This is a genomic window from Campylobacter jejuni, assembly GCF_049221745.1.
GTDB lineage: Bacteria > Campylobacterota > Campylobacteria > Campylobacterales > Campylobacteraceae > Campylobacter_D > Campylobacter_D jejuni_E.
Genome location: NZ_JBMJAO010000007.1, coordinates 25,108 through 46,205, shown reverse-complemented (window position 1 = coordinate 46,205; position 21,098 = coordinate 25,108). Strand labels below are relative to the sequence as shown.

Annotated in this window: 21 protein-coding genes and 1 pseudogene; 14 read left to right on the top strand and 8 right to left on the bottom strand. The window is 29.7% G+C overall.

What is annotated here, in order from left to right:
• Positions 1–17 precede the first annotated feature (17 nt).
• Genes der through pflB form a run of 5 tightly spaced genes read left to right on the top strand, consistent with a single transcriptional unit; the run spans position 18 to position 6,558 of the window.
• The gene (der, locus tag ACOTU8_RS06245; protein ID WP_422342194.1) at positions 18–1,400 is read left to right on the top strand and encodes a ribosome biogenesis GTPase Der; all 1,383 of its coding nucleotides are present in this window, start codon (positions 18–20) and stop codon (positions 1,398–1,400) included.
• Complete coding sequence (gene aroK / locus ACOTU8_RS06240; RefSeq protein WP_422342193.1) at positions 1,387–1,884, top strand: shikimate kinase; 498 nt, start codon at positions 1,387–1,389, stop codon at positions 1,882–1,884. Before der ends, aroK begins: the two co-directional genes overlap by 14 nt.
• A complete protein-coding gene (gene trpS, locus ACOTU8_RS06235) occupies positions 1,881–2,840 on the top strand; it encodes a tryptophan--tRNA ligase (protein ID WP_422342192.1) in 960 nt (319 codons plus the stop codon). The genes aroK and trpS overlap by 4 nt, the downstream gene beginning before the upstream one ends.
• A gap of 10 nt (positions 2,841–2,850) precedes the next feature.
• Positions 2,851–4,086, top strand: a complete 1,236-nt coding sequence (gene serS, locus ACOTU8_RS06230; RefSeq protein ID WP_422342191.1) for a serine--tRNA ligase — start codon at positions 2,851–2,853, stop codon at positions 4,084–4,086.
• 9 nt (positions 4,087–4,095) lie between these two features.
• Positions 4,096–6,558: a motility protein PflB gene (gene pflB / locus ACOTU8_RS06225; RefSeq protein WP_422342190.1), complete on the top strand. Its 2,463-nt coding sequence runs from the start codon at positions 4,096–4,098 to the stop codon at positions 6,556–6,558.
• 30 nt (positions 6,559–6,588) lie between these two features.
• Here the strand turns inward: pflB and ACOTU8_RS06220 are convergent, their stop codons facing one another.
• The 7 genes and pseudogenes from ACOTU8_RS06220 to ACOTU8_RS06190 form a co-directional block, all read right to left on the bottom strand.
• The gene (locus ACOTU8_RS06220) at positions 6,589–7,224 is read right to left on the bottom strand and encodes a hypothetical protein (protein WP_422342189.1); all 636 of its coding nucleotides are present in this window, start codon (positions 7,222–7,224) and stop codon (positions 6,589–6,591) included.
• Between the two features lie 97 nt (positions 7,225–7,321).
• On the bottom strand, positions 7,322–8,764 hold the full coding sequence (pyk, locus tag ACOTU8_RS06215) for a pyruvate kinase (protein WP_422342188.1): 1,443 nt from the start codon (positions 8,762–8,764) through the stop codon (positions 7,322–7,324).
• Positions 8,765–8,812: 48 nt separating this feature from the next.
• Positions 8,813–10,159 carry an FAD-dependent oxidoreductase gene (gene mqo / locus ACOTU8_RS06210; RefSeq protein WP_422342187.1) on the bottom strand — a complete coding sequence of 449 codons (1,347 nt, stop codon included), beginning with the start codon at positions 10,157–10,159 and terminating at the stop codon, positions 8,813–8,815.
• Positions 10,160–10,276: 117 nt separating this feature from the next.
• Complete coding sequence (locus ACOTU8_RS06205) at positions 10,277–10,906, bottom strand: type III pantothenate kinase (protein WP_002854234.1); 630 nt, start codon at positions 10,904–10,906, stop codon at positions 10,277–10,279.
• Positions 10,893–11,182, bottom strand: a pseudogene (locus ACOTU8_RS06200) (tram-like protein). The gene ACOTU8_RS06205 and the pseudogene ACOTU8_RS06200 overlap by 14 nt, the downstream one beginning before the upstream one ends.
• Positions 11,179–12,177 (bottom strand): hypothetical protein, encoded by a 999-nt coding sequence (locus tag ACOTU8_RS06195; protein WP_422342186.1) that lies wholly within the window; start codon positions 12,175–12,177, stop codon positions 11,179–11,181. Before ACOTU8_RS06195 ends, ACOTU8_RS06200 begins: the two are co-directional and overlap by 4 nt.
• Entirely contained in the window at positions 12,174–12,752 is a 579-nt protein-coding gene (locus tag ACOTU8_RS06190; RefSeq protein ID WP_422342185.1) for a hypothetical protein, read from the bottom strand. The genes ACOTU8_RS06195 and ACOTU8_RS06190 overlap by 4 nt, the downstream gene beginning before the upstream one ends.
• A gap of 145 nt (positions 12,753–12,897) precedes the next feature.
• On the opposite strand from ACOTU8_RS06190, the gene gatC reads away from it, so the two are divergent.
• From gatC to aroE, 8 genes are read left to right on the top strand one after another with little or no spacing between them, the layout of a single operon-like run.
• Positions 12,898–13,182, top strand: a complete 285-nt coding sequence (gatC, locus tag ACOTU8_RS06185; RefSeq protein WP_002858734.1) for an Asp-tRNA(Asn)/Glu-tRNA(Gln) amidotransferase subunit GatC — start codon at positions 12,898–12,900, stop codon at positions 13,180–13,182.
• A 55-nt stretch (positions 13,183–13,237) separates the two neighbouring features.
• The gene (locus tag ACOTU8_RS06180; protein ID WP_422342184.1) at positions 13,238–13,801 is read left to right on the top strand and encodes a CvpA family protein; all 564 of its coding nucleotides are present in this window, start codon (positions 13,238–13,240) and stop codon (positions 13,799–13,801) included.
• Between the two features lies 1 nt (position 13,802).
• A complete protein-coding gene (gene fur / locus ACOTU8_RS06175) occupies positions 13,803–14,276 on the top strand; it encodes a Fur family transcriptional regulator (protein WP_002854230.1) in 474 nt (157 codons plus the stop codon).
• Positions 14,277–15,782: a lysine--tRNA ligase gene (gene lysS, locus ACOTU8_RS06170; protein WP_422342183.1), complete on the top strand. Its 1,506-nt coding sequence runs from the start codon at positions 14,277–14,279 to the stop codon at positions 15,780–15,782.
• The gene (gene glyA / locus ACOTU8_RS06165; RefSeq protein WP_422342182.1) at positions 15,779–17,023 is read left to right on the top strand and encodes a serine hydroxymethyltransferase; all 1,245 of its coding nucleotides are present in this window, start codon (positions 15,779–15,781) and stop codon (positions 17,021–17,023) included. Before lysS ends, glyA begins: the two co-directional genes overlap by 4 nt.
• Positions 17,020–17,565 (top strand): DUF1882 domain-containing protein, encoded by a 546-nt coding sequence (locus ACOTU8_RS06160; RefSeq protein WP_032582658.1) that lies wholly within the window; start codon positions 17,020–17,022, stop codon positions 17,563–17,565. The genes glyA and ACOTU8_RS06160 overlap by 4 nt, the downstream gene beginning before the upstream one ends.
• A gap of 13 nt (positions 17,566–17,578) precedes the next feature.
• The gene (locus tag ACOTU8_RS06155) at positions 17,579–18,415 is read left to right on the top strand and encodes an SPOR domain-containing protein (RefSeq protein ID WP_422342181.1); all 837 of its coding nucleotides are present in this window, start codon (positions 17,579–17,581) and stop codon (positions 18,413–18,415) included.
• Positions 18,412–19,200 (top strand): shikimate dehydrogenase, encoded by a 789-nt coding sequence (aroE, locus tag ACOTU8_RS06150; protein ID WP_422342180.1) that lies wholly within the window; start codon positions 18,412–18,414, stop codon positions 19,198–19,200. Before ACOTU8_RS06155 ends, aroE begins: the two co-directional genes overlap by 4 nt.
• A gap of 73 nt (positions 19,201–19,273) precedes the next feature.
• On the opposite strand, the gene ACOTU8_RS06145 is transcribed toward aroE, so the two are convergent.
• Positions 19,274–20,173: a hypothetical protein gene (locus tag ACOTU8_RS06145; RefSeq protein ID WP_422342179.1), complete on the bottom strand. Its 900-nt coding sequence runs from the start codon at positions 20,171–20,173 to the stop codon at positions 19,274–19,276.
• Between the two features lie 89 nt (positions 20,174–20,262).
• Here ACOTU8_RS06145 and lgt point away from each other — a divergent pair, with 89 nt between their 5' ends.
• Positions 20,263–21,078, top strand: a complete 816-nt coding sequence (gene lgt, locus ACOTU8_RS06140; RefSeq protein ID WP_422342178.1) for a prolipoprotein diacylglyceryl transferase — start codon at positions 20,263–20,265, stop codon at positions 21,076–21,078.
• Positions 21,079–21,098 lie beyond the last annotated feature (20 nt).

Below are 21,098 nucleotides of genomic sequence, written 5' to 3'. Positions count from 1 at the left end.
AATTTTCTAGGAAAAAAATGCAAAGCATTATACTTATAGGTAAGCCAAATGTTGGAAAATCAAGTCTTTTTAATAGAATGGCAAGACAAAGAATAGCTATTACAAGTGATATTTCAGGTACAACTAGAGATACAAATAAAACAGAAATTCATATTCATTCAAAAAAAGCCATACTTATTGATAGTGGTGGGCTTGATGAAAGTGATGAACTTTTTAAAAATGTGAAAAAAAATACTTTAAAAGTAGCCAAAGAAAGCGATATTATACTTTATCTAGTTGATGGAAAATTAGCACCTGATGATGAGGATAGACAGCTTTTTTATTCTTTAAAAAAACTTGGAAAACCTATAGCCTTAGTGATTAATAAAGTAGATAATAAAAAAGATGAAGAAAGGGCTTGGGAGTTTGCAAATTTTGGCGTAAAAGAAATCTTTAATCTTTCAGTAACACATAATATTGGTTTAGATGAACTTTATGAATGGCTTGAAAAATTTTTACATCAAGAGTTTTTAATCCCTGATGAAGAAGAAAATTTAGAAGATTTTTTAGAGCATTACGAAGAAGGAAAAGAATTTCAATTTAAAGAAGTCGATCAAAATCATATAAGAGTGGGTATTGTAGGGCGTGTAAATGTTGGAAAATCAAGTCTTTTAAACGCTTTGGTTAAGCAAGAACGCAGCGTTGTAAGCTCTATAGCAGGAACTACTATAGATCCTGTTAATGAAAGTATAGTTTATAAAGATAAAGTGATAGAATTTGTCGATACTGCAGGCATTAGAAAAAGAGGTAAAATTCAAGGACTAGAACGCTTTGCCTTAAATCGCACGGAAAAAATTTTATCTCATTCTCAAATAGCACTTTTGGTTTTAGATGCACATGAGGGCTTTAATGAGCTCGATGAACGCATCGCTGGACTTGTGGCTAAGCATTATTTGGGTGTGATTATTGTACTTAATAAGTGGGATAAAAGTGAGATGGATTTTGATAAAACTGTAAAAGAATTGCGTCTTGATCGTTTTAAATTTCTTGCTTATGCACCTGTGATTAGCGTATCGGCTTTAAGCGGAAAAAGAGTACATGTTTTACTGGATAAAATTTTACAAATTTTTGAAAATTTCACTCAAAAAATTCAAACTTCTAAGCTTAATACTTTAATAGAAAATGCCACAAGAGCGCATCCTTTGCCACATGATTATGGGAAATTGGTTAAAATTTATTATGCAGTCCAATATGACTTAGCGCCGCCAAAAATTGCGCTTATTATGAATCGTCCTAAGGCCTTGCATTTTAGTTACAAGCGTTATTTGCGAAATCAAATCAGAAAAGAATTTAATTTCGAAGGTGTGCCTTTAGTGATTGCTTCGCGTAAAAAGGGCAGTAAAGAAAATGATGAAAGCTAAAAATATCGTTTTTATAGGATTTATGGGCTCTGGAAAAAGCACTTTAGCAAGAGCTTTGGCTAAAGATTTAGATCTTGTTTTTTTGGATAGTGATTTTTTAATAGAACAAAAATTTAATCAAAAAGTTAGTGAAATTTTTGCACAAAAAGGAGAGAATTTTTTTAGAGAACAAGAGCAAAAAATGTCTGATTTTTTTAGTTCTTGTGATAAAGCTTGTATTGCTACAGGCGGGGGGTTTGTTAATGTTTCAAATTTAGAAAAAGCAGGTTTTTGTATTTATTTAAAAGCAGATTTTGAATATTTAAAAAAGCATTTAGATGAAAATGAAATTTCTAAAAGGCCTTTATTTTATGATGAAATTAAAGCAAAAAAATTATATAATGAGCGTTTAAGCAAGTATGAACAAAAGGCAAATTTTGTTTTAAATATAGAAAATAAAAATATAGATGAGCTTTTAAGCGAGATTAAAAAGGTGATAAGATGAGAGTATTAACAGGGCTTCAGCCAAGTGGCGATTTACATATAGGTAATTATTTTGGTGCGATTAAACAAATGGTAGATGCACAAGAAAAAAGTCAAATGTTTATCTTTATCGCAAATTATCACGCCATGACTTCTTTGCAAGATGGAGAAAAACTTAAGCAAAATTCCTTAAAAGCTGCTGCAGCTTTTTTAAGTCTTGGTATAGATGCTCAAAAAAGCGTTTTTTGGTTGCAAAGTGACGTTAAGGAAGTTATGGAGCTTTATTGGATTTTATCGCAATTTACTCCTATAGGTTTATTAGAGCGTGCGCATAGCTACAAGGATAAAGTTGCTAAGGGGTTTAGTGCTTCACATGGGCTTTTTTCTTATCCTGTTTTAATGGCAGCTGATATTTTACTTTTTGATACACAAATTGTCCCTGTGGGAAAAGATCAAATCCAACATGTTGAAATCGTACGCGATATTGCCTTAAAAGTTAATAATGAATGGGGAGAAATTTTTACCCTTCCAGAAGCGAGAGTAAATGAAGAAGTAGCTGTAGTTGTGGGTACTGATGGGGCAAAAATGAGCAAATCTTATCAAAATACTATAGATATTTTTAGCAGTGAAAAAACCTTAAAAAAACAAATTTCTTCCATAGTCACAAATAGTACTGCTTTAGAAGATCCAAAAGATTTTAAAAGCTGTAATGTTTTTAAAATCGCAAAGCTTTTTTTAGATGAGGCAGGACAAAAAGAATTACAAATACGCTATGAAAAAGGTGGCGAGGGTTATGGACATTTTAAAATGTATTTAAATGAACTTGTAAATACTTATTTTAAAGAAGCAAGAGAAAAATATAATGAGCTTTTAGAAAAGCCTTCTCATTTGAAAGAAATTTTAGATTTTGGTGCAACCAAAGCAAGAAAAATTGCCCAAGAAAAAATGCAAAAAATTTATGAAAAAATAGGACTTTAAGGAGTAGAAAATGCTAGATTTAAAAAATTTACAAAATAATTTTAATGAAGTGGCCAAAAAGTTAAAAAATAAAAAAGTTGATGAAAATATCTTAAAAAAACTTGCTGAACTTTTTGCAAGTTTAAAAAAAGAAAAAACAGCTTTAGAAGAATTTCAAGCTTTTCAAAATAAATTTAGCAAAGAGCTTGCTACAGCCGAAGATAAAGAAAATTTAAAAGCAAAATTAAGCGAAAATAAAAGCAAAATTAATGAGCAAAACGCTAAAGTAAATGCTTTAGAAAATGAGCTTGAAGAAATCGCTCATGCCATCCCAAATATTCCTGATGAATGTGTGCCTGTGGGTGAGGATGAAGATGAAAATGTGGAGCTTAAAAAAGTGTTAAATCCGCCTAGCTTTGATTTTACTCCAAAAGAACATTTTGAATTAGGCGAGAGTTTAAATTGGCTTGATTTTGTGCGAGGGGTAAAAATTTCACAAAGTCGTTTTTGCGTGCTTAAGAACGAAGGAGCTTTATTAAGCCGTGCTTTGGTAAATTATATGATAGATTTTAATAGAAGTCGTGGATTTGAATTTGTTAATGTGCCTTTTTTGGTAAATGGTGCTACCATGTTTGGAACAGGTCAGTTGCCAAAATTTAAAGAAGATATGTATAAAATAGATGATGAGGATTTATATCTTATTTCAACTTCTGAAATTCCAGTAACCAATCTTTATAGTGGAGAAATTTTAGCTAGTGAAACTTTACCTATAAAAATGACTTGTTATAGTGCTTGTTTTAGAAAAGAAGCAGGCAGTGCAGGGCGTGATACAAGAGGTATTATAAGACAACACCAGTTTGAAAAAGTAGAGCTTGTAAGTATTACTAAACCTGAGCAAAGTGATAGTGTGTTTAATGAAATGCTTGAGTGTGCAAGTGATTTACTCAGTTCTTTAGGTTTGGCGCATAGACATTTGATGCTTTGCACTGGAGATTTGGGTTTTAGTGCAGCAAAAACTGTGGATCTTGAAGTATGGCTTCCAGGACAAAATAAATATCGTGAGATCAGCTCGGTTTCAAATTGTCGTGATTTTCAAGCAAGACGCGCTAAAATTCGCTATAAAAACGAACAAGGAAAAAATGAACTTGTTCATACTCTTAATGGCTCATCTTTGGCAGTAGGAAGAACCTTAGTAGCGATTATGGAAAATTATCAAGATAAAGAAGGAAAAATTTACATTCCTGATGCTTTGAAAAAATATTTTTAAAGAGTATAGATGGCTGAACAAGAAGATATAATACTAGAAAAACCCGAAGATGGCTTAAATCAACCAAGACTTGATGAGAGTTTAGAGGGATTTAAAGGGCAAGAGGGACAAGCTCCAGAAGATGAAGAATTTGCATCATTGCCAGAAGAATTACCTCAAGAAAATAGTGATAGTGGTTTTAAATTTACAAGAGAAAGTGCACCTGAAGATTTATCAACTTTTGAAGAAGTTGAAAATCAAGAACCTACTCTTTGGTATAAAGATCGCAAATTTATGTCTCTTGTGGGTTTATCTTTGGGGATTGTTTGTATTTTAGTTTTTACACTTTTTTATTTAACTTTTAGTGAAGGAAAAATTAAACCAGATATTATAGCTTCTAAGCCTTTAGAGCAACCTGTTGTTATGCCTGATGAATCATATAAATACAATGATATGCAAAGAATTGATGGTATGATCCAAAAAGCAAATGCTTTATATTTAAAGGGTGAAATTGAACAGGCTTTAAAAGTTTATGAGCAAGTTGCCGTATATAATGAATCTTTATCTAATTATAATTTAGGCGTTTCTCAAATGAATGAGAATAAATTCCAAGAAGCTTTTGAAAGCTTCAAGAAAGCTATAGCCAATGGAGAAAATCAAAGTGTAGCTGCTATCAATGCTGCTGTTTGTGCTTTAAAGCTTAATGATAAGGAAAAATTTAGATATTATATTGATTTAGCTCAAGTGTATCTTCCAAAAGAAGGAAAATCAAAATTATATGATTATTATTTAAGCTTAATTAATTATTACAAAGGATATTACCCTGAGGCTTTACAAATGTTACAAAGAACAGATGTAGAGCCATATTCTGATGTTGCAAAGTATTTGTCTGCTAAAATTTATGCAAAAATGGACTTTGATTCCAAGGCTATACAGCAATTAAATTCTCAAGGCAATTTTGAATCTAGTTTATCTTTAGGTCTTTTATACGCTAGAATAGGAGAATATGCTAAAGCTAAAGTCGCTTTAAGTACAGCGATGAAAATTGAAAGAGATTTTAATCAGAGTTTGGCAGCTTTAACATTGGTTGATATTAAAACAGGAAATTATCAAGATATGTTAGCGCGCTTGCAAAATTCTTATGATAACGATAAAGATAGATATAAGATTTTAGATACTTATAAAATTCAAGTTCGTTTAAATAAGGATCTTTTTAATATAGCAGTTGCTCAAAATTCTTTTTCAAAAGATTTGTTAAAAAAACAAAAAGATCAATTTGATTTGCTTTTTTATTTTGCACCTTATCAAGTTTTTGATAGTAAGCAGGCTGCTTTATATATTAAAAAAGCTAATGTTACAGATTTCGTAGATGATAGTACTGATGCGGGAATTTATCTTAATACAAGCAAAGCTCTTTCATCTACTAATGTAAAAATTGCCAATATTATTAACTATGCATTAAATCAGAAGTTACGCCTTGCTAACCAAGAATTTCAAAAACTTATCAAGGATTATCCAGAACATAGTATTTTACATTATAATTTGGCTTTAACCTATGCCCAAATGCAAAATTATGAACTTGCTTATAAGCATTTTTCAAGTTCATATCATCTTAATCCTAAAAATTACTTAGCAGGTGCTTTTGCTATGTTTTGTGCAAAATTAATTGATATTGATACAACTAAACTTTACAATGAAATTCTTGATAATATAGCTGCTGATTCTAATTTTAAAGCTAATATGCAAAAAAGTATGTTATTTTTGGTTAATAATAATTATATTTCCATGCTTCCTTATTTAGATGAATCAAAAAAAGATACACCTTTGAGTTTGATTTTTGAAGCTATTGTTGCTAAAAATAATAATCTTAATAATCAAGTAGATGTGAAAATTGCTAAATTGCGTTCAGAGTTGCCTGAAGATATTTTGGCAAATATTTTGTATTTTAATTCTTTAAATTCAAATTTAAATATTAAAGAATATGCTCAAAACGCTCAAATTCATTTTAAAAATTTAAAACTTGATTATCGTAGTGTTTTTGGTGGGCCAAATATAGCTAGGGAGTTTTATGTTAATTTAATGCATATTGCAGGGCTTTTAAATTTAGAAAGACAGAAATTTAAAGAGTTGATTAATGTTTCAGGGATAAAAGATGAAGGTATTTTACAAACTTTAGCTTATTTGGATATTTTTGCACAGCAATACGAAGAGGCTTATGCACTTTATAATTCTTTGATTGATGATTATGGAGCTAAAGATACTAAAACTTTATTTTTAGCAGCTGTAGCAGCCGTAGGTGCAAATAATCCAAATTCAGCTATAGCACTTTTGCAGCTTTCTAAACTTACAGATAAAAACAACAAAGAAAGTAAGGCAGCTCTTGGCATGTTGTATCAAGAAGTAAAGAACTATGAAGCTGCGATATCTCAGTATAAAACTTTACCTAATAATTTTAAGAGTGAATTTTTTACTTTTGATATTAATAATAACTAAAAATGCTTAGAAATTTCTAAGCATTTTTAGTTAAGCTTGAAGATCTAAAGTTTTTCCGCCTAGTTCATCGATGCGATCGCTAACTTTTTTAAGTGCTGCATCTATTGTATCTTGACTGATTTGAGGAAGTTCTCCACCCCACATTTTTTCTGCTTGCTCAAATCCTTTTTTCATACCTTCAAGACCTTTTTTTAATTTTTCAATATCATCGCCACCGCCTTTAATAACAAAATCTGCGATGCGACTGGCTGTATTTTCCACTCCAAAAAAACCATCTTCACTTACAAGTTGTTGAAGTTCATCTGCATTCATATTAAGTGGATTTTTGCCACTATAGCCTAAGGATGCAAAATCAATATTTGTAAGTATAGATTTCGCAGTATCTAAATTGGCACCATTTAAAAGACTATCTAGTCCAGTTTGGGCATTGCTTGAACCTATTACAGTATTCATTGTTTGCTGTTGAAACTGAACTAGGTAAATTTGTGTAATGCCCTTTCCGCCAAGTGCATTTAATTTTTCAAGGGTATTTTTATCTATATCCTTGCTAGAATTAGCACTTTGAACATTTTTGTCTTTTGTGTTTTCCTTAGCATCATCTGCCTTCTTATTGCTAACTTGTGTTTGTGCCATGCTAGCGATATTTGAAAAAGTATTCACTTGCATATTTGCTCCTTTGTGTGAGGCTTTAATTTATATCGACTTTTGACTTAAAAAATTTATAAGGACATTAAATTCCTTATTTTCAAAGGAATTTAATGTTTTATTGTAGATAATAAGCAATTTGCTCTTTATTGAGAATGCGGATAAGATTACTGGTGCCTTCTACCCCTGTTGGAAAACCTGCAGTTAGAAGATAGCATTTATCTTCATCCATAAAACCTTTTTCAACACTTGATCTTACAGAGTCTTTTAATAATTCTGTAAGTTCATTACTTTTGTTAACTAAAATCGCAGGATTAACTCCCCAAACTATGCTTAAAGAGTTTAAGGTTTTTTCAGAATGTCCTACTGCTATGATTTCTATATTTGGACGATATCTCGCAATCTTAATAGCAGATTTTCCGCTACTTGTTAAAGAAAAAATAGCATCAGCGTTAAGATCTGTTGCAAGATGAGCTGAAGAACGCATGATTTTATCTGTATTGTCTAAATCATTAAAATCATTAAATTTGTTATATGGATAGCGTTTTTCTGTTTCTATTATAGTTTGGCACATTATATCAACAGCGTTTGCAGGATCTATACCAACGGCACTTTCTTCACTTAGCATTACTGCATCTGTTCCATCTAAAACAGCATTTGCAACATCTGAAATTTCAGCTCTTGTGGCAGTTTTGCTTTTGGCTAATGAAAAAAGCATTTGAGTCGCAGTAATAACAGGCTTAGAGGCATTGTTTGCTTTTTGTATAATTTCTTTTTGGATATTAGGAACTTTATAATAAGGCACCTCAATACCTAAGTCTCCTCTTGCAACCATTATACCATCACTAGATTTAATAATTTCATCGATATTTTCCACTGCATCAAATTTTTCAATTTTTGCAAAAATAGATATTTTTGCGTTATTTTGTGCTAAAATTTCACGAACTTCATCAATATCGTGTGCATTTTGCACAAAAGATATTGCTAAAAAATCTACTTCATTTTTTACACCCCAAAGTAAATCATTTTTATCTTTTTGTGTAATAACATCAATATTAATTTTAGTATTCGGAAAATTAATACCTTTATTTGAGTTTAAAAAACCATCATTTTCTATAATGGTTTCAATTTTTTGATCATCTATGCTTATTACTTTAGCACGAATTGATCCATCATATAGATAAACATATTCATCAATTTTTAACATATCTAAAATAGATTTTTGATTAATACTAATTTTATAATGATTTTGAGTAATCTTCTCCCCTAAAATTGTTTCACGATAAAAATCAAGTCTATCACCCTTTTTTAATTCAAATGGTTCTTTAAGTTCACCTGTACGAATTTTAGGGCCACTAATATCTTGTAAAATTCCAATACGAGTATGCAATTCTTTGGCTACTCTTCTTATGGTATCTAAGTTTTTTTTATGATACTCATGTGCTCCATGAGAAAAGTTTAAACGGAAAACATTTACACCATTGATAATCATTTGGCGTAGAATTTCTTCCTTTTCACTTGCTGGACCTACTGTGGCTACAATTTTTGTTTTTTTAAGCATGGCAAACTCCTTTTGAAATTATTGTAGCTAAAAATAGAAACAAAATGATTACAATAATTCTGAAGAAAATTTATCTTCGTTAAATTCCATTCCTAGGTAATTACATATAAGCTTTGCATCTCTTTGGGCATTTCCTAAACAACTTGTTGCCCCAGGACTTGGAGTCATATTGAAAATAATACCAGGGGTTTCTGTGATGCTTGCTTCACCTAGCATTAATTCTCCTTTGGTTTTATCAATAACTTGTGGTCTTACGCCTCCAAAACCTTTTGCATAATAAATATCGCTTGCTTTAAGACTTGGGACTATTTTTTTGGCATCTTTAATAAATAAGCTTTTATCAATAAAAGGTAGTTCAAAAAGATAATTATAAAAGATATAATTTCTAATTGTTGCATCTTTAAACATATTAAAAGTTACTTTTAAAACAGTTTTATCAAGTTTTAATGTTTCAAAAAATTCTGGAACTGATTTTAGACCATGATAACGTTCTAGTTTTGGAATAACAAGTGCGGTAGGTCCAAAGCGAGTGTTCATATCAGCAAGCAAATCAGGATCTCCATGAAGAGCTGCAAATGGAAGTTTAGGATTTTGCACCATATAAACCTTACCATTTAAAAGTTTTTGTTTGGTTAAATAAAAACTCCCAGCAACTGGCCAACATGATTTATCCATGCCCAAATTCATTTTATGTGCTAAATATAAAGAGTGCGCCCCAGCATTGACAACTACGCTTTTGGCATGGTATTCTTGATGATTTGAGGTTTTTAATATAAAAATATCATCCTTTTTTTCTATGTGAATAATTTCTTGATTAAAGGTAACGAAAGTATTTTTATTTTGTTTTTGCGCTTGTTCTATTAGATTTATACTCATTTTCCCAAAATCTACAGTTGTAAAAACCTCGCCGCTTTCAACACCCATGGCGCAGATATTTTCAGGTCTATCTTGATTGTAATCTTCTCCTAAAACAACCTTAGGCTCAATTTGTTTGATTTTTGCTTTATCGAAAAATTTTATATAAGGATAAAGTTCTTTAAATTCTTCATAGCGTTTTTTCATATAATCACATTCTATATCTCCAACAGCTAGAGCCATTTTTTGATGAGAAAACATGAAATTATTTTGTGCATTTTGCATGAGTCCATATTTAACTATCATATCAGCTGTTCTTTTTACCTTTCGCGCTTTTTCTAAAGTATAATTGGTTTCAATATCTCCACAATGAATAGTTTGAGAATTACTCGTTCCTTTAGAATTTAATGTTGCAGCTGTATTATATTTTTCTATCAAAGCGATATTTTTAATATTTGTATATCTTGCAAGCTCGTAAAATAATGCTGCTCCTGAAATTCCAGCTCCGATGACAAGCACATCAAATTCTTGTTGGCCCATTGTTTTTCCTTTTTTATTTTAATAAATATTTTTCTAAATAAAAGTTTAATTGAATTTATTTTACAAAAAGTTAAATTTTATTAAGGTTTGTTATTAATGAGAATTTTTGTAACATTTTTAATAAAGTAAATTGGGATTTTCTTTTATAATTTTTTTCATTCCTCGAAAGATTAAAAGTTTATCATAAATTGCGTGATCGAAATAGTTTGCTAAAAATTGCCCATCTCCACCGGTGAAATAAAGCTTTTTATTTTGAGCGGCATCTTTTATCAGTAGGTAAATTCCTTTAAAAACACCATAACTTAAAGCATCCATGGTTTTTTGCGGGAATGCATCAAGACTAACTTGAGTGTTAAATTCACTTTTTAATCGTGGCGAAATATGGCTATAAATTTTTTTATAATTTGCAATACCTGGCAAGATAAAACCACCAAGATGTATAGAATTAGAAATAATATCAATTGTAATAGCACTACCTGCATCTACAACAACTCCATCTTCAATAGTATAACAAGCTGCTATGCGATCGATTCCTAATCCTTGATAAATTGTATCAAATAAAAAATAAGGTTCAAGATTGATAAAATTTTTTTGATTTTTTAAATGTTCTTTGAGATGTTCATTGACATTGATATAAAAAATTTTTTGTTCATTTTTAAATTCTAAAAACTGATCTATACTAAGAGTGAAATATTTGTTATCATCTAGGAAATTAGCATTTGAATTCCCAATATCACAGAGCAACATAGATATTAAATCCTTTCATTTCTAGATGATTTTTTGCTTTAGAGCAAAGAGAAGCCATACTAAAAAATATTTATTACTTATGTTAATTTGCTGTTCTAGATTTTCTAAAAATAAGGTATCTTTCATTAAAAATTTTATTTTTCCTGTATACATAAAAAGAATGTTATTTTGATCTTTAGTGCAAATATAACTTTTTTTTCTAGTCAACATACTTAAGTTATAGGGCTTTAAATTTAATTTTAAAGACTTTATTGTTTGTTCTAAAATTTTTATCATAGCAAATCTAAAATTTTATCTCCGTAGTAAAATTTACCATTTCCCATGAAAGAAATTTTATCAACAGCTTCTGAAAGTTTAAATACTTGTGTATTATTTAAATTTAAATCCATTTTAATAAGATAACCTGTTTTTTCAAAAATATATAAATAATTATTGCATATATTGCTTTTTACAAAAATAGCAAATTCAAATTTTTTTTCTGCAATTTTTCTTAAGTTATAATCAGTTTTAATAATAGTGCCATCTTTTTCTAGTATAAAAATACCATCATCACTAAGTGCAACATCTTTTATATCGGCATCAAGATAAAGAGTTCTAGCAGGGCTTACAACAATAATTTTTTTAGCTGTTGCTGCTATAAGTTTATCTCCGATTACGCTTAGATGGATTACATTGTTAAAAAAATTTTCTGCTGAAATAACTACATCTTTAATGACTTGAAGATTGCTTCTTGAAAGAATTAAAATTTTGCCATCTAGTGTTGGATATACGATGATATTGTCTAAAAATATAGGATTAGCAGTGCGACTATCTTGAGCTGGAGCTGAGGTTAGGGTTTGACTGAATTTAATACCCAGAGAACGATTTGCAAGAACTATAGTATTATTTGCAAGTACAAGAGCTAAATCATCTCCATTAGAAGCTACTCCTACAACACTAGCATCAAATTGAAAACTATAAATTTCATTATAAGAATTATCAAAAATTTTTAAATTTCCATTATTATCTGCGGTAAAATATTCCCTATCTTGATAAGCTATAAGTATATAATTTTTAGGAAGTTTAAACTTATCTATAGAAATATTATTTTTTAATATAGCAGTATTATTGCTAAGTTTTGCAGAAACTAGATTCCAATCAACGATTTTACCTTTTAAATTGCTATTATGACTTAAATCTCCATCGGTTTGTTTTGGTTCAAAATATTGTCTTTTGGTGCCACAAGCACATAGAAATATTAAACAAAATAGTGTTAAAAATATTTTTTTCATTGTGTAATGCCTTGATAATGTTTGAGATTTTTAGCTATTTGATTCAAGCTTGAATTTTCTTTTATTTGAGAAAGTAAAACATCAGCTTCTTCGATTTTATTTTGCTCTAAAAGTTTGTAAGCTTCTAATAACTTATCATAATTTTTTAAAAATATCGATTTATCCCCTAAAGATAATGCAATAATATTTTTAAGTAAAATGTTTGTTTGAGCATTACTATAAATTTGTTTTAGTTCATTTTGGAGAGCTGTATTGTTAAAATCATTAATATTTTCTTTTAGTAAAAAGATAGCGTAAAGATTAGTATTTTTATTTTTAAGTTGTTCTAAAAGATTTTTATTGCTAGGATCTTGTATTAGATTGGCATAAATTTCATTTGCTTCTTTTGTTTTATAATCGTTTATTTTTGAGATTATAAAATTTCCAGCAAACCAAGCAACTAAAATTATCACAACAGCAGATATATAAAATTTATACTTGCGTATAAATCTCTCTCCTTTGATAAAATTTTCTATAAATTGTTCTTCTGTGTTAAGTTCGTTTTTAACAGCTTTTAAATTATCTTTTAGTCCCAAAATTTATCCTTGAAAAAATATTTTTATTTTTTGTATAGAAAAATTACGGTATTGTACCATATAAATTGCAAAATATCCTAAACAATTTAAAGCTTTTTATGATATAATTTTTAAAATTTTAACTTTTTTATTTAAGGTTTAAGAAATGCAAATAGATGAGAAATTATTAAGTAAGCTTGAAAAATTAAGTGCTTTACAAATAACAAAAAACAGAAATGAAACTATTGCACAGTTAAGTGAAATTGTGAATTTTGTTGAAAAATTAAACGAACTTGATTTAGACTCCCAAGAGATTACTGTGAGTACTATAAAAGGTGGAGCTCCTTTGAGGATTGATGAGATAAGAAATAGCAATGTTATTGATGAGGTTTTAGATTGCGCTCCAAAAAAACAAGAACATTTTTTTGTTGTTCCTAAAATCATAGAATGATTAATTTAGCATTTAGTGCTTAAATTTTAAAACAAAAAATCAGAGAGTGATTGAAATGAATTTTTATTGGTTTGATGCTTTTATTTTAGGATTTACCTTACTTTTAGGACTTAAGGGTATTATCAATGGTTTGATAAAAGAAATTTTTGGACTTTTGGGTATTATTGGTGGTGTTTTTATTGCTTCAAAATATGCAACTCAAGCAGCTGAATTTATACAAAGTACTTTTTATAAGATAGAAAATCAAAGCTTAGCTGGATTTGCTGGATTTTTGGCCATATTAATTATTTTTTGGATAGTTTGTTTATTGATGGGTAATTTTCTTTCTAAGTTGATTAAATTAAGCGGCCTAGGTTTTTTAGATCGTATTGGTGGCTTTATATTTGGCGGAGCAAAAATCTTTTTAATTTTTGCAATTTTGGTTTTTTGTGTAGCAAGAATCGATTTTTTAAATGATAAATTAGATAATTTTGCTAAAAATAGCTATACTTTGAATTTGCTTAAAGAAACTGGATCTTTTATTATGAATCAACCTTTAACAGAAAATAGTCTAGACCATGCTAGTGAAAAGTTGCAAGATATTGTAAGTGATTTAAACAATACTCAAAAAGGGGAGTGATATGCTGATAGAAAATGTGGAATATGATGTTTTACTTGAGAGATTTAAAAAAATATTAAGACAAGGTGGACTTAAATATACTAAGCAAAGAGAAGTGCTTTTAAAAACTCTTTATCACAGTGATACTCATTATACACCTGAGAGTTTATATATGGAAATCAAACAAGCTGAACCTGATTTAAATGTAGGAATTGCAACTGTTTATCGTACTTTAAATTTGCTTGAAGAAGCAGAAATGGTAACTTCCATTTCTTTTGGTTCAGCAGGTAAAAAATACGAGCTTGCCAATAAACCTCACCATGATCATATGATATGTAAAAATTGCGGAAAAATTATAGAGTTTGAAAATCCTATTATAGAAAGACAGCAAGCCTTGATTGCAAAAGAACATGGTTTTAAACTTACAGGACATTTGATGCAGCTTTATGGTGTTTGTGGTGATTGTAATAATCAAAAAGCAAAGGTAAAAATATAAATGTTTGATAATATTTTAGAACAACAAAGAATAGAAAAAGCTAAAGAGTTAAAAAAATTAGGAATCAATCCTTATCCTCATTTTTTAAAAAAGGAAATGTCTTTAAAGACTTTTAAGGATAAATTTTCTTATATTTTAGAGCAAGTTGAAAAAAGAGATGAAAGTGTCAATGCTGTTGTTGCAGGACGTTTGAAGCTTTTACGTATAGCTGGGAAATCGATTTTTGCAAACATTGAAGATGAGAATGCAAATTTACAAATTTATTTTAGCAAAGATAGTGTAGGCGAAGAACTTTATATGATTTTAAAAAAGAATTTAGAGGTGGGTGATATTGTTTTGGTTAAAGGTTTTCCTTTTGTAACCAAAACAGGTGAGTTCAGTTTGCATGCAAGCAAAGTAAAACTTGCTACAAAAGCTATCATCCCTTTACCTGAAAAATATCATGGATTAACAGATATTGAGCAAAGATATCGCAAGCGTTATGTTGATATGATAATGAATACCGAAGTGAGAAAAGATTTTTTAATACGTTCTAAAGTGGTGAGTTTGATACGTCATTTTTTCGAAGATAAAGGTTTTTTAGAAGTAGAAACTCCCATGATGCATCCGATTGTAGGTGGAGCAAACGCTAAACCTTTTGTAACTTTTCATAATTCTTTAGGTGTAGAAAGATTTTTAAGAATTGCTCCAGAACTTTATCTTAAAAGACTTGTAGTGGGTGGTTTTGAGGCGGTTTTTGAAATCAATCGTTGTTTTAGAAATGAAGGTATGGATTTAACCCATAATCCTGAATTTACAACTATAGAATTTTATTGGGCTTATCATGACTATAAAGATTTAATGGATTTAACTGAAGAACTTTTTGCTTTACTTTTGGATAAACTTAATTTAGGAAAAACAATAGAATTTGATGGAAAAATGATAGATTTTTCTAAACCTTTTGAAAGAATAACCTATAAAGACGCACTTTGTAAATATGGTGGTTTAGATAGGGATTTGATTGAAGATAAAGAAAAAATTCTTACTAAATTAAAAGTAGATGGTTTTGAAGCGAATGAAAAGCTTGAACTTGGACATTTACAAGCTGAACTTTTTGATAATTATGTGGAAGAAAAATTGATCCATCCTACTTTTGTGATCGATTTTCCTATTTCTATAAGTCCTTTATCAAGACGTAGCGATGAGGATTCTCAGATTGCTGAGAGATTTGAGCTGTTTATTTGCGGAAGAGAATTGGCAAATGGTTTTAATGAGCTTAATGATCCTCTTGATCAATATGAAAGATTTTTAAAACAAATTGAAGCTAAAAATGCCGGTGATGAAGAAGCTTGTGAAATGGATGAGGATTTTGTTAATGCATTAGGATATGGAATGCCTCCAACGGCAGGGCAGGGCATAGGCATAGATAGACTTGTTATGCTTTTGACAAATAAAAAATCTATTCGAGATGTGATATTGTTTCCTGCAATGCGTCCATTAAAATCAGAATTAAAGGAGAAAGAATGAGTTTAGAAATGTTTGATAAAGAAATTTTTGATTTGACAAACAAAGAGTTAGAGCGTCAATGTGAAGGTCTTGAAATGATAGCGAGTGAAAATTTTACCTTACCTGAAGTAATGGAAGTTATGGGAAGTATCTTGACAAACAAATACGCAGAAGGTTATCCGGGTAAAAGATATTATGGTGGTTGTGAATTTGTTGATGAGATTGAAACTCTAGCCATTGAAAGATGTAAAAAACTTTTTAATTGTAAATTTGCTAATGTTCAGCCTAATTCAGGCTCTCAAGCTAATCAAGGTGTTTATGCAGCTTTGATTAATCCAGGTGATAAAATTTTAGGAATGGATTTAAGTCATGGTGGACATTTAACTCATGGTGCAAAAGTAAGTTCTTCAGGTAAAATGTACGAAAGTTGTTTTTACGGCGTAGAATTTGATGGAAGAATTGATTATGAAAAAGTAAGAGAAATTGCTAAAAAAGAAAAGCCAAAACTTATAGTTTGTGGGGCTAGCGCTTATGCAAGAGTGATTGATTTTGCTAAATTTAGAGAAATTGCTGATGAAATAGGTGCCTATCTTTTTGCTGATATAGCACATATTGCAGGTCTTGTTGTGGCAGGTGAGCATCCAAGTCCTTTTCCGCACGCTCATGTAGTAAGCTCAACTACACATAAAACTTTGCGTGGACCAAGAGGTGGTATTATTATGACAAATGATGAAGAGCTTGCTAAAAAAATTAATTCTGCGATTTTTCCAGGTATTCAAGGTGGTCCTTTGATGCATGTAATTGCTGCAAAAGCAGTAGGATTTAAATTTAATCTTAGCGATGAGTGGAAAGTTTATGCAAAACAAGTAAGAACCAATGCTCAAGTCTTAGCTAATGTTTTAATGGATAGAAAATTTAAACTTGTTAGCGATGGAACGGATAATCACCTTGTTTTAATGAGTTTTTTAGATCGCGAATTTAGCGGAAAAGATGCAGATTTAGCTCTTGGAAATGCAGGTATTACTACAAATAAAAATACCGTTCCAGGAGAAACTAGAAGTCCTTTTATCACAAGTGGATTAAGACTTGGAACTCCAGCCCTTACTGCCAGAGGTTTTAAAGAAAAAGAAATGGAAATTGTGTCAAATTATATTGCAGATATTTTAGATGATATTAACAATGAAAAATTACAAGAGGATATTAAACAAGAATTAAAAAAACTTGCAAGTAATTTTATTATTTATGAAAGGGCTATGTTTTGATTTCACCAATGGATATGTCGCTAATTAAAATAATTGGCGATCATTATTATATAAGACGCGATAAAATTGTAAATAAAATTACACATAGAGGTCGCTTATTTTTTGATAAATTCGAAAGAGTTGATGCTCCTTTAAATTTAAATGTCATGAGAGAACACGCTGCTAAAAAAATTGTTGTCGCTCATGATTTAATAACAAAAGATAATAAAGTAGAAAATATTGTCTTTGATTATAATGGTTTTAATGCTGAAAGATTTTATCACCGTGCGCAACTTATTTTAAGAGAAGAAGGTTTTATAAATTTCACAGCCTATAAGACTAAAACTCCAGGACATTTACATCTTTATATTCACAAAGGACATACGGCGTTAAACGAAGGTTATTCTTTAGCGTCTAAACTTTCAATGATGTTTGCGAGTAAAATGCCAGTAGAATGGAAGGTGTTTCCTAGTATGGATATACCTAGGGAATTTAATATTTTAATATTGCCTTATGAGGTTTATCAAAAAGAACGAGGAAGTTCTTGGTCTAAGCATATGTAAGAAAGGACAAATTATGGAAAATCAAAAAAATGAATTTGATGATATTATTTTAGAAAAAAGTAATAAAAGCGAAAAAGTAAAAAAAATTCTTTTACGAGTTATTGCTTTAGTTATTTTGTTTTTAGCTATCATGATAGTTATGAAGCTTATTAATGGTAGTGGTGATGAAAATACGCAAAATCAAAGTGTATTGCCAAGTGAACCTATAGCAACTCAAGACAATAACAATGATACTTCTTTTGAAAGTATGCCAATTACAGATAATACTTCAGCGGAAGATCAATTTGAGGCATTAAGAAAACAATTTCAAGATGAACAAAATACAACTCAAAATACAACAACCTCTAGTTCAAATAACAATGATAGTACAAATTTTGCTATACCTGATCAAGAAGTTCCAGCAGAACCAACAGTAACTACTTCAGAAAATACCACTTCGCAAGCAAGTGCTCCCAAACAAGAAGTAAAACAAACTGCAAAACCTAAAGAAGAAGCAAAAAAACAAACAGCGGTAAAAAAAGAAAAAGAAAGCGCAAAACAAACCCCTAAAAAAGAACAAAATGCAAATGATTTATTTAAAAATATTGATGCTAAACCTGTACATCCAAGTGGTTTAGCATCGGGTATTTATGTCCAAATTTTCTCAGTAAGCAATTTAGATCAAAAATCAAAAGAACTTGCTTCTGTAAAACAAAAAGGTTATGATTATAAACTTTATAAAACTACAGTTGGAGGTAAAGAAATTACCAAGGTTTTAATAGGACCATTTGAAAAGGCAAATATTGCAGTAGAACTTGCTAAAATCCGTAAGGATATTGCAAAAGATGCTTTTTCTTTCACATTAAAATGAAAATTTTAGCAGTTATAGGCGATCCTATTTCTCATTCTAAATCGCCTAGAATGCACAATAATGCTATTAAAGCCTTAGGACTTGATAGCATTTATACACGCTATCATTTAAGAAATGCTAACTGTTTAAGAGAAGATTTTTTTAAATTAGGACTTAGTGGAGCTAATATTACTTTGCCTTTTAAGGAAAAAGCTTTAGATATTGCTGATGTAAAGGATGATTTTGCTAGAAATATTGGCTCTGCGAATACTTTATGTTTAAAAGAAGATAAAATTTACGCTTATAATACCGATGCTTTAGGTTTTTTAGAAGCTATTAAGGATTTTGATAATGTAAAAAAAGCTTTGGTTTTAGGTGCTGGAGGTACAGCTTTGGCGCTTGTTTATGCATTAAAACAAAAAGGCGTAGAAGTGTATATAGCTAATCGTAGTAAAGAAAGATTTAAGGATTTTTTAGCTTATCCAACTTATCTTTATAAAGACTTGCAAGATTTTGACTTTGATTTGGTTGTAAATTCAACTTCTGCTGGATTAAAAGATGAAAATTTACCTTGTGATAGAGAGCTTTTAGATAGAATTTTACCTAAAGCTAAATTTGCTTTTGAGGTAATTTATGGCAGAGAAACACCTTTTTATAGATTGTGTAAAGAATATCATTTAAAAATTAAAGATGGGCTTGATATGCTTTTATGGCAAGGAGTTTTTGCTTTTGAGCTTTTTTTTGAAATACGAGATAAAAAGGAGATGATAAAAAATGCAATGCAACAAGCATTGATTTTAAAGTAAAGCGATAGTTATTTTTCTTGTATAAGAAAATATTATTTTTTGTGGAGAAAGTTTAATTTTCCCACAAGTTTTATCATTCAAATATTTCTACCCCGTCTTGATTTTTACTTTGATTATTTTGATTTGTTGAAGATGGATTTGTAGGAATATTTTGTGCGGGTGTGTTTTCAATTGTATTATTTTGATTAGAATTTGTTTGAGGTAAGTTTTCTTCAAAGGTAGCATTGCCATCAAAACTATTAAAACCACTGTTTGTATTAGGTATAGTTTTGCTTATGTCTGTTGCTTTTGGAAGATTGTTATAAAGTGTATTTAATGTATTTTTATAAAAAGCTAAAAAACTTTTATCAATTTCAAAAGCAGGTTGCTCCAAACCTTTATTGAGTTGAGTTGGAACAGTGGAAATAGTGGTTTTAAATAAATTAACCCCATCATCATTTTTAATAGGATAGTTAAGTGCAACTAAAGAATCCAGTTTGGTGCTGCTTGAAAGATTGGTTGAATTTTGTGGATTGTGTGCATCTATAAAATCTATTTTACCTTTAAAATTTATACCTAAATTGGATTTTACATAATCTCCACTCATAAAATTGCTTGTTTTTTGTGCATTTTTTTCTTCTGTATAAATACTGATTGAACTTTTAAGAGTGTAGTCTGGATTAGTAGTAACTATTTTATAGCCTTTTAGTTGAGCGATGGTTTTGATCTGCTCTTCTAAATTTTGTTTTAAAAGATCAATTTCTTTTTCTATGCGAATTTTAAGCACTGAATTTTCAAAATAATCAGAATAATTGTTATTTTGTTCTATATTAATAGGCTCAAGAGCAATGCTTACTCCAGAATCAATAGGTTCAACCTTTGTTGGAATTTGGGGTTTAAAATTTGGCATAGAAACATTGACAAAATTACTACTTGTACCTCCACAAGCTGCTAAAATTAACATACTACTAGCAAGTAAAATATATTTTTTCATTTTTTACCTTTATTTAATGTGTTTGTGTTAATTATAGCAAGTTAAAGTTTTTTTGTTATATTTTTATAAAAGAAAATTAGGAAAGATATATGGAATTTTGGCAGCATATTTATTCAAATTTTAATGTTGTAGCTTTTAGCATCTTTGGTTTAAAGGTGCATTGGTATGGCATTATGTATGTTATAGCTTTGCTTTTGGCTTTGCTTTTGGCTAAATTTTTTGTAAGAAAATTTCAACTAAATATTAATGAAAAACATTTAGATAGTTATTTTATATGGGTTGAAATAGGGGTTATTTTAGGTGCAAGACTTGGATATATTTTGATTTATGATGCAAATACTATGTATTATATTACTCATCCTTGGCAAATTTTTAATCCTTATATTAATGGCGAATTTGTAGGTATTCGAGGTATGAGTTATCATGGAGCAATTATAGGATTTTTGATAGCCACTTTATTGTTTTGTAAAAAGTACAAAACAAATCCTTGGATTTTTCTTGATTTGGTTGCTTTAAGTGTTCCATTGGCTTATGTTTTTGGTCGTATAGGAAATTTTTTAAATCAAGAGCTTTTTGGTCGCATTACAAATGTGCCTTGGGGAATTTATGTTGATGGAGTATTGCGTCATCCATCGCAACTTTATGAAGCATTTTTAGAAGGTATTGTTGTTTTTATTATAGTTTATTTAACAAAATTTAAGCAAAGTTTTCAAGGGGAGTTGATTCTTGTTTATGCTGGTGCTTATTCATTAGCAAGATTTATATGTGAATTTTATCGTGAACCTGATTTTGGCATAGGTTTTGTTTTGTGGGGTATGAGCATGGGGCAAATTTTAAGTTTTATAATGTTTATAACAGCTTTGTTAGTTTATATTTGTATAAGGTTTAAAAAAGTAAATATTTAATTTATATTAAAGACTTTTGT

Excerpts from the sequence above, each read along its gene's own strand:
- lgt (WP_422342178.1), top strand. The coding sequence starts at position 20,263 with ATGGAATTTTGGCAGCATATTTATTCAAATTTTAATGTTGTAGCTTTT.
- ACOTU8_RS06155 (WP_422342181.1), top strand. The coding sequence starts at position 17,579 with ATGGAAAATCAAAAAAATGAATTTGATGATATTATTTTAGAAAAAAGT.
- pyk (WP_422342188.1), bottom strand. The coding sequence starts at position 8,764 with ATGCTTAAAAAAACAAAAATTGTAGCCACAGTAGGTCCAGCAAGTGAA.
- pflB (WP_422342190.1), top strand. The coding sequence starts at position 4,096 with ATGGCTGAACAAGAAGATATAATACTAGAAAAACCCGAAGATGGCTTA.
- trpS (WP_422342192.1), top strand. The coding sequence starts at position 1,881 with ATGAGAGTATTAACAGGGCTTCAGCCAAGTGGCGATTTACATATAGGT.
- aroK (WP_422342193.1), top strand. The coding sequence starts at position 1,387 with ATGATGAAAGCTAAAAATATCGTTTTTATAGGATTTATGGGCTCTGGA.
- gatC (WP_002858734.1), top strand. The coding sequence starts at position 12,898 with ATGCAAATAGATGAGAAATTATTAAGTAAGCTTGAAAAATTAAGTGCT.
- der (WP_422342194.1), top strand. The coding sequence starts at position 18 with ATGCAAAGCATTATACTTATAGGTAAGCCAAATGTTGGAAAATCAAGT.
- lysS (WP_422342183.1), top strand. The coding sequence starts at position 14,277 with ATGTTTGATAATATTTTAGAACAACAAAGAATAGAAAAAGCTAAAGAG.
- aroE (WP_422342180.1), top strand. The coding sequence starts at position 18,412 with ATGAAAATTTTAGCAGTTATAGGCGATCCTATTTCTCATTCTAAATCG.
- glyA (WP_422342182.1), top strand. The coding sequence starts at position 15,779 with ATGAGTTTAGAAATGTTTGATAAAGAAATTTTTGATTTGACAAACAAA.
- ACOTU8_RS06180 (WP_422342184.1), top strand. The coding sequence starts at position 13,238 with ATGAATTTTTATTGGTTTGATGCTTTTATTTTAGGATTTACCTTACTT.
- ACOTU8_RS06205 (WP_002854234.1), bottom strand. The coding sequence starts at position 10,906 with ATGTTGCTCTGTGATATTGGGAATTCAAATGCTAATTTCCTAGATGAT.
- serS (WP_422342191.1), top strand. The coding sequence starts at position 2,851 with ATGCTAGATTTAAAAAATTTACAAAATAATTTTAATGAAGTGGCCAAA.
- ACOTU8_RS06195 (WP_422342186.1), bottom strand. The coding sequence starts at position 12,177 with ATGAAAAAAATATTTTTAACACTATTTTGTTTAATATTTCTATGTGCT.
- ACOTU8_RS06220 (WP_422342189.1), bottom strand. The coding sequence starts at position 7,224 with ATGCAAGTGAATACTTTTTCAAATATCGCTAGCATGGCACAAACACAA.
- fur (WP_002854230.1), top strand. The coding sequence starts at position 13,803 with ATGCTGATAGAAAATGTGGAATATGATGTTTTACTTGAGAGATTTAAA.
- mqo (WP_422342187.1), bottom strand. The coding sequence starts at position 10,159 with ATGGGCCAACAAGAATTTGATGTGCTTGTCATCGGAGCTGGAATTTCA.
- ACOTU8_RS06145 (WP_422342179.1), bottom strand. The coding sequence starts at position 20,173 with ATGAAAAAATATATTTTACTTGCTAGTAGTATGTTAATTTTAGCAGCT.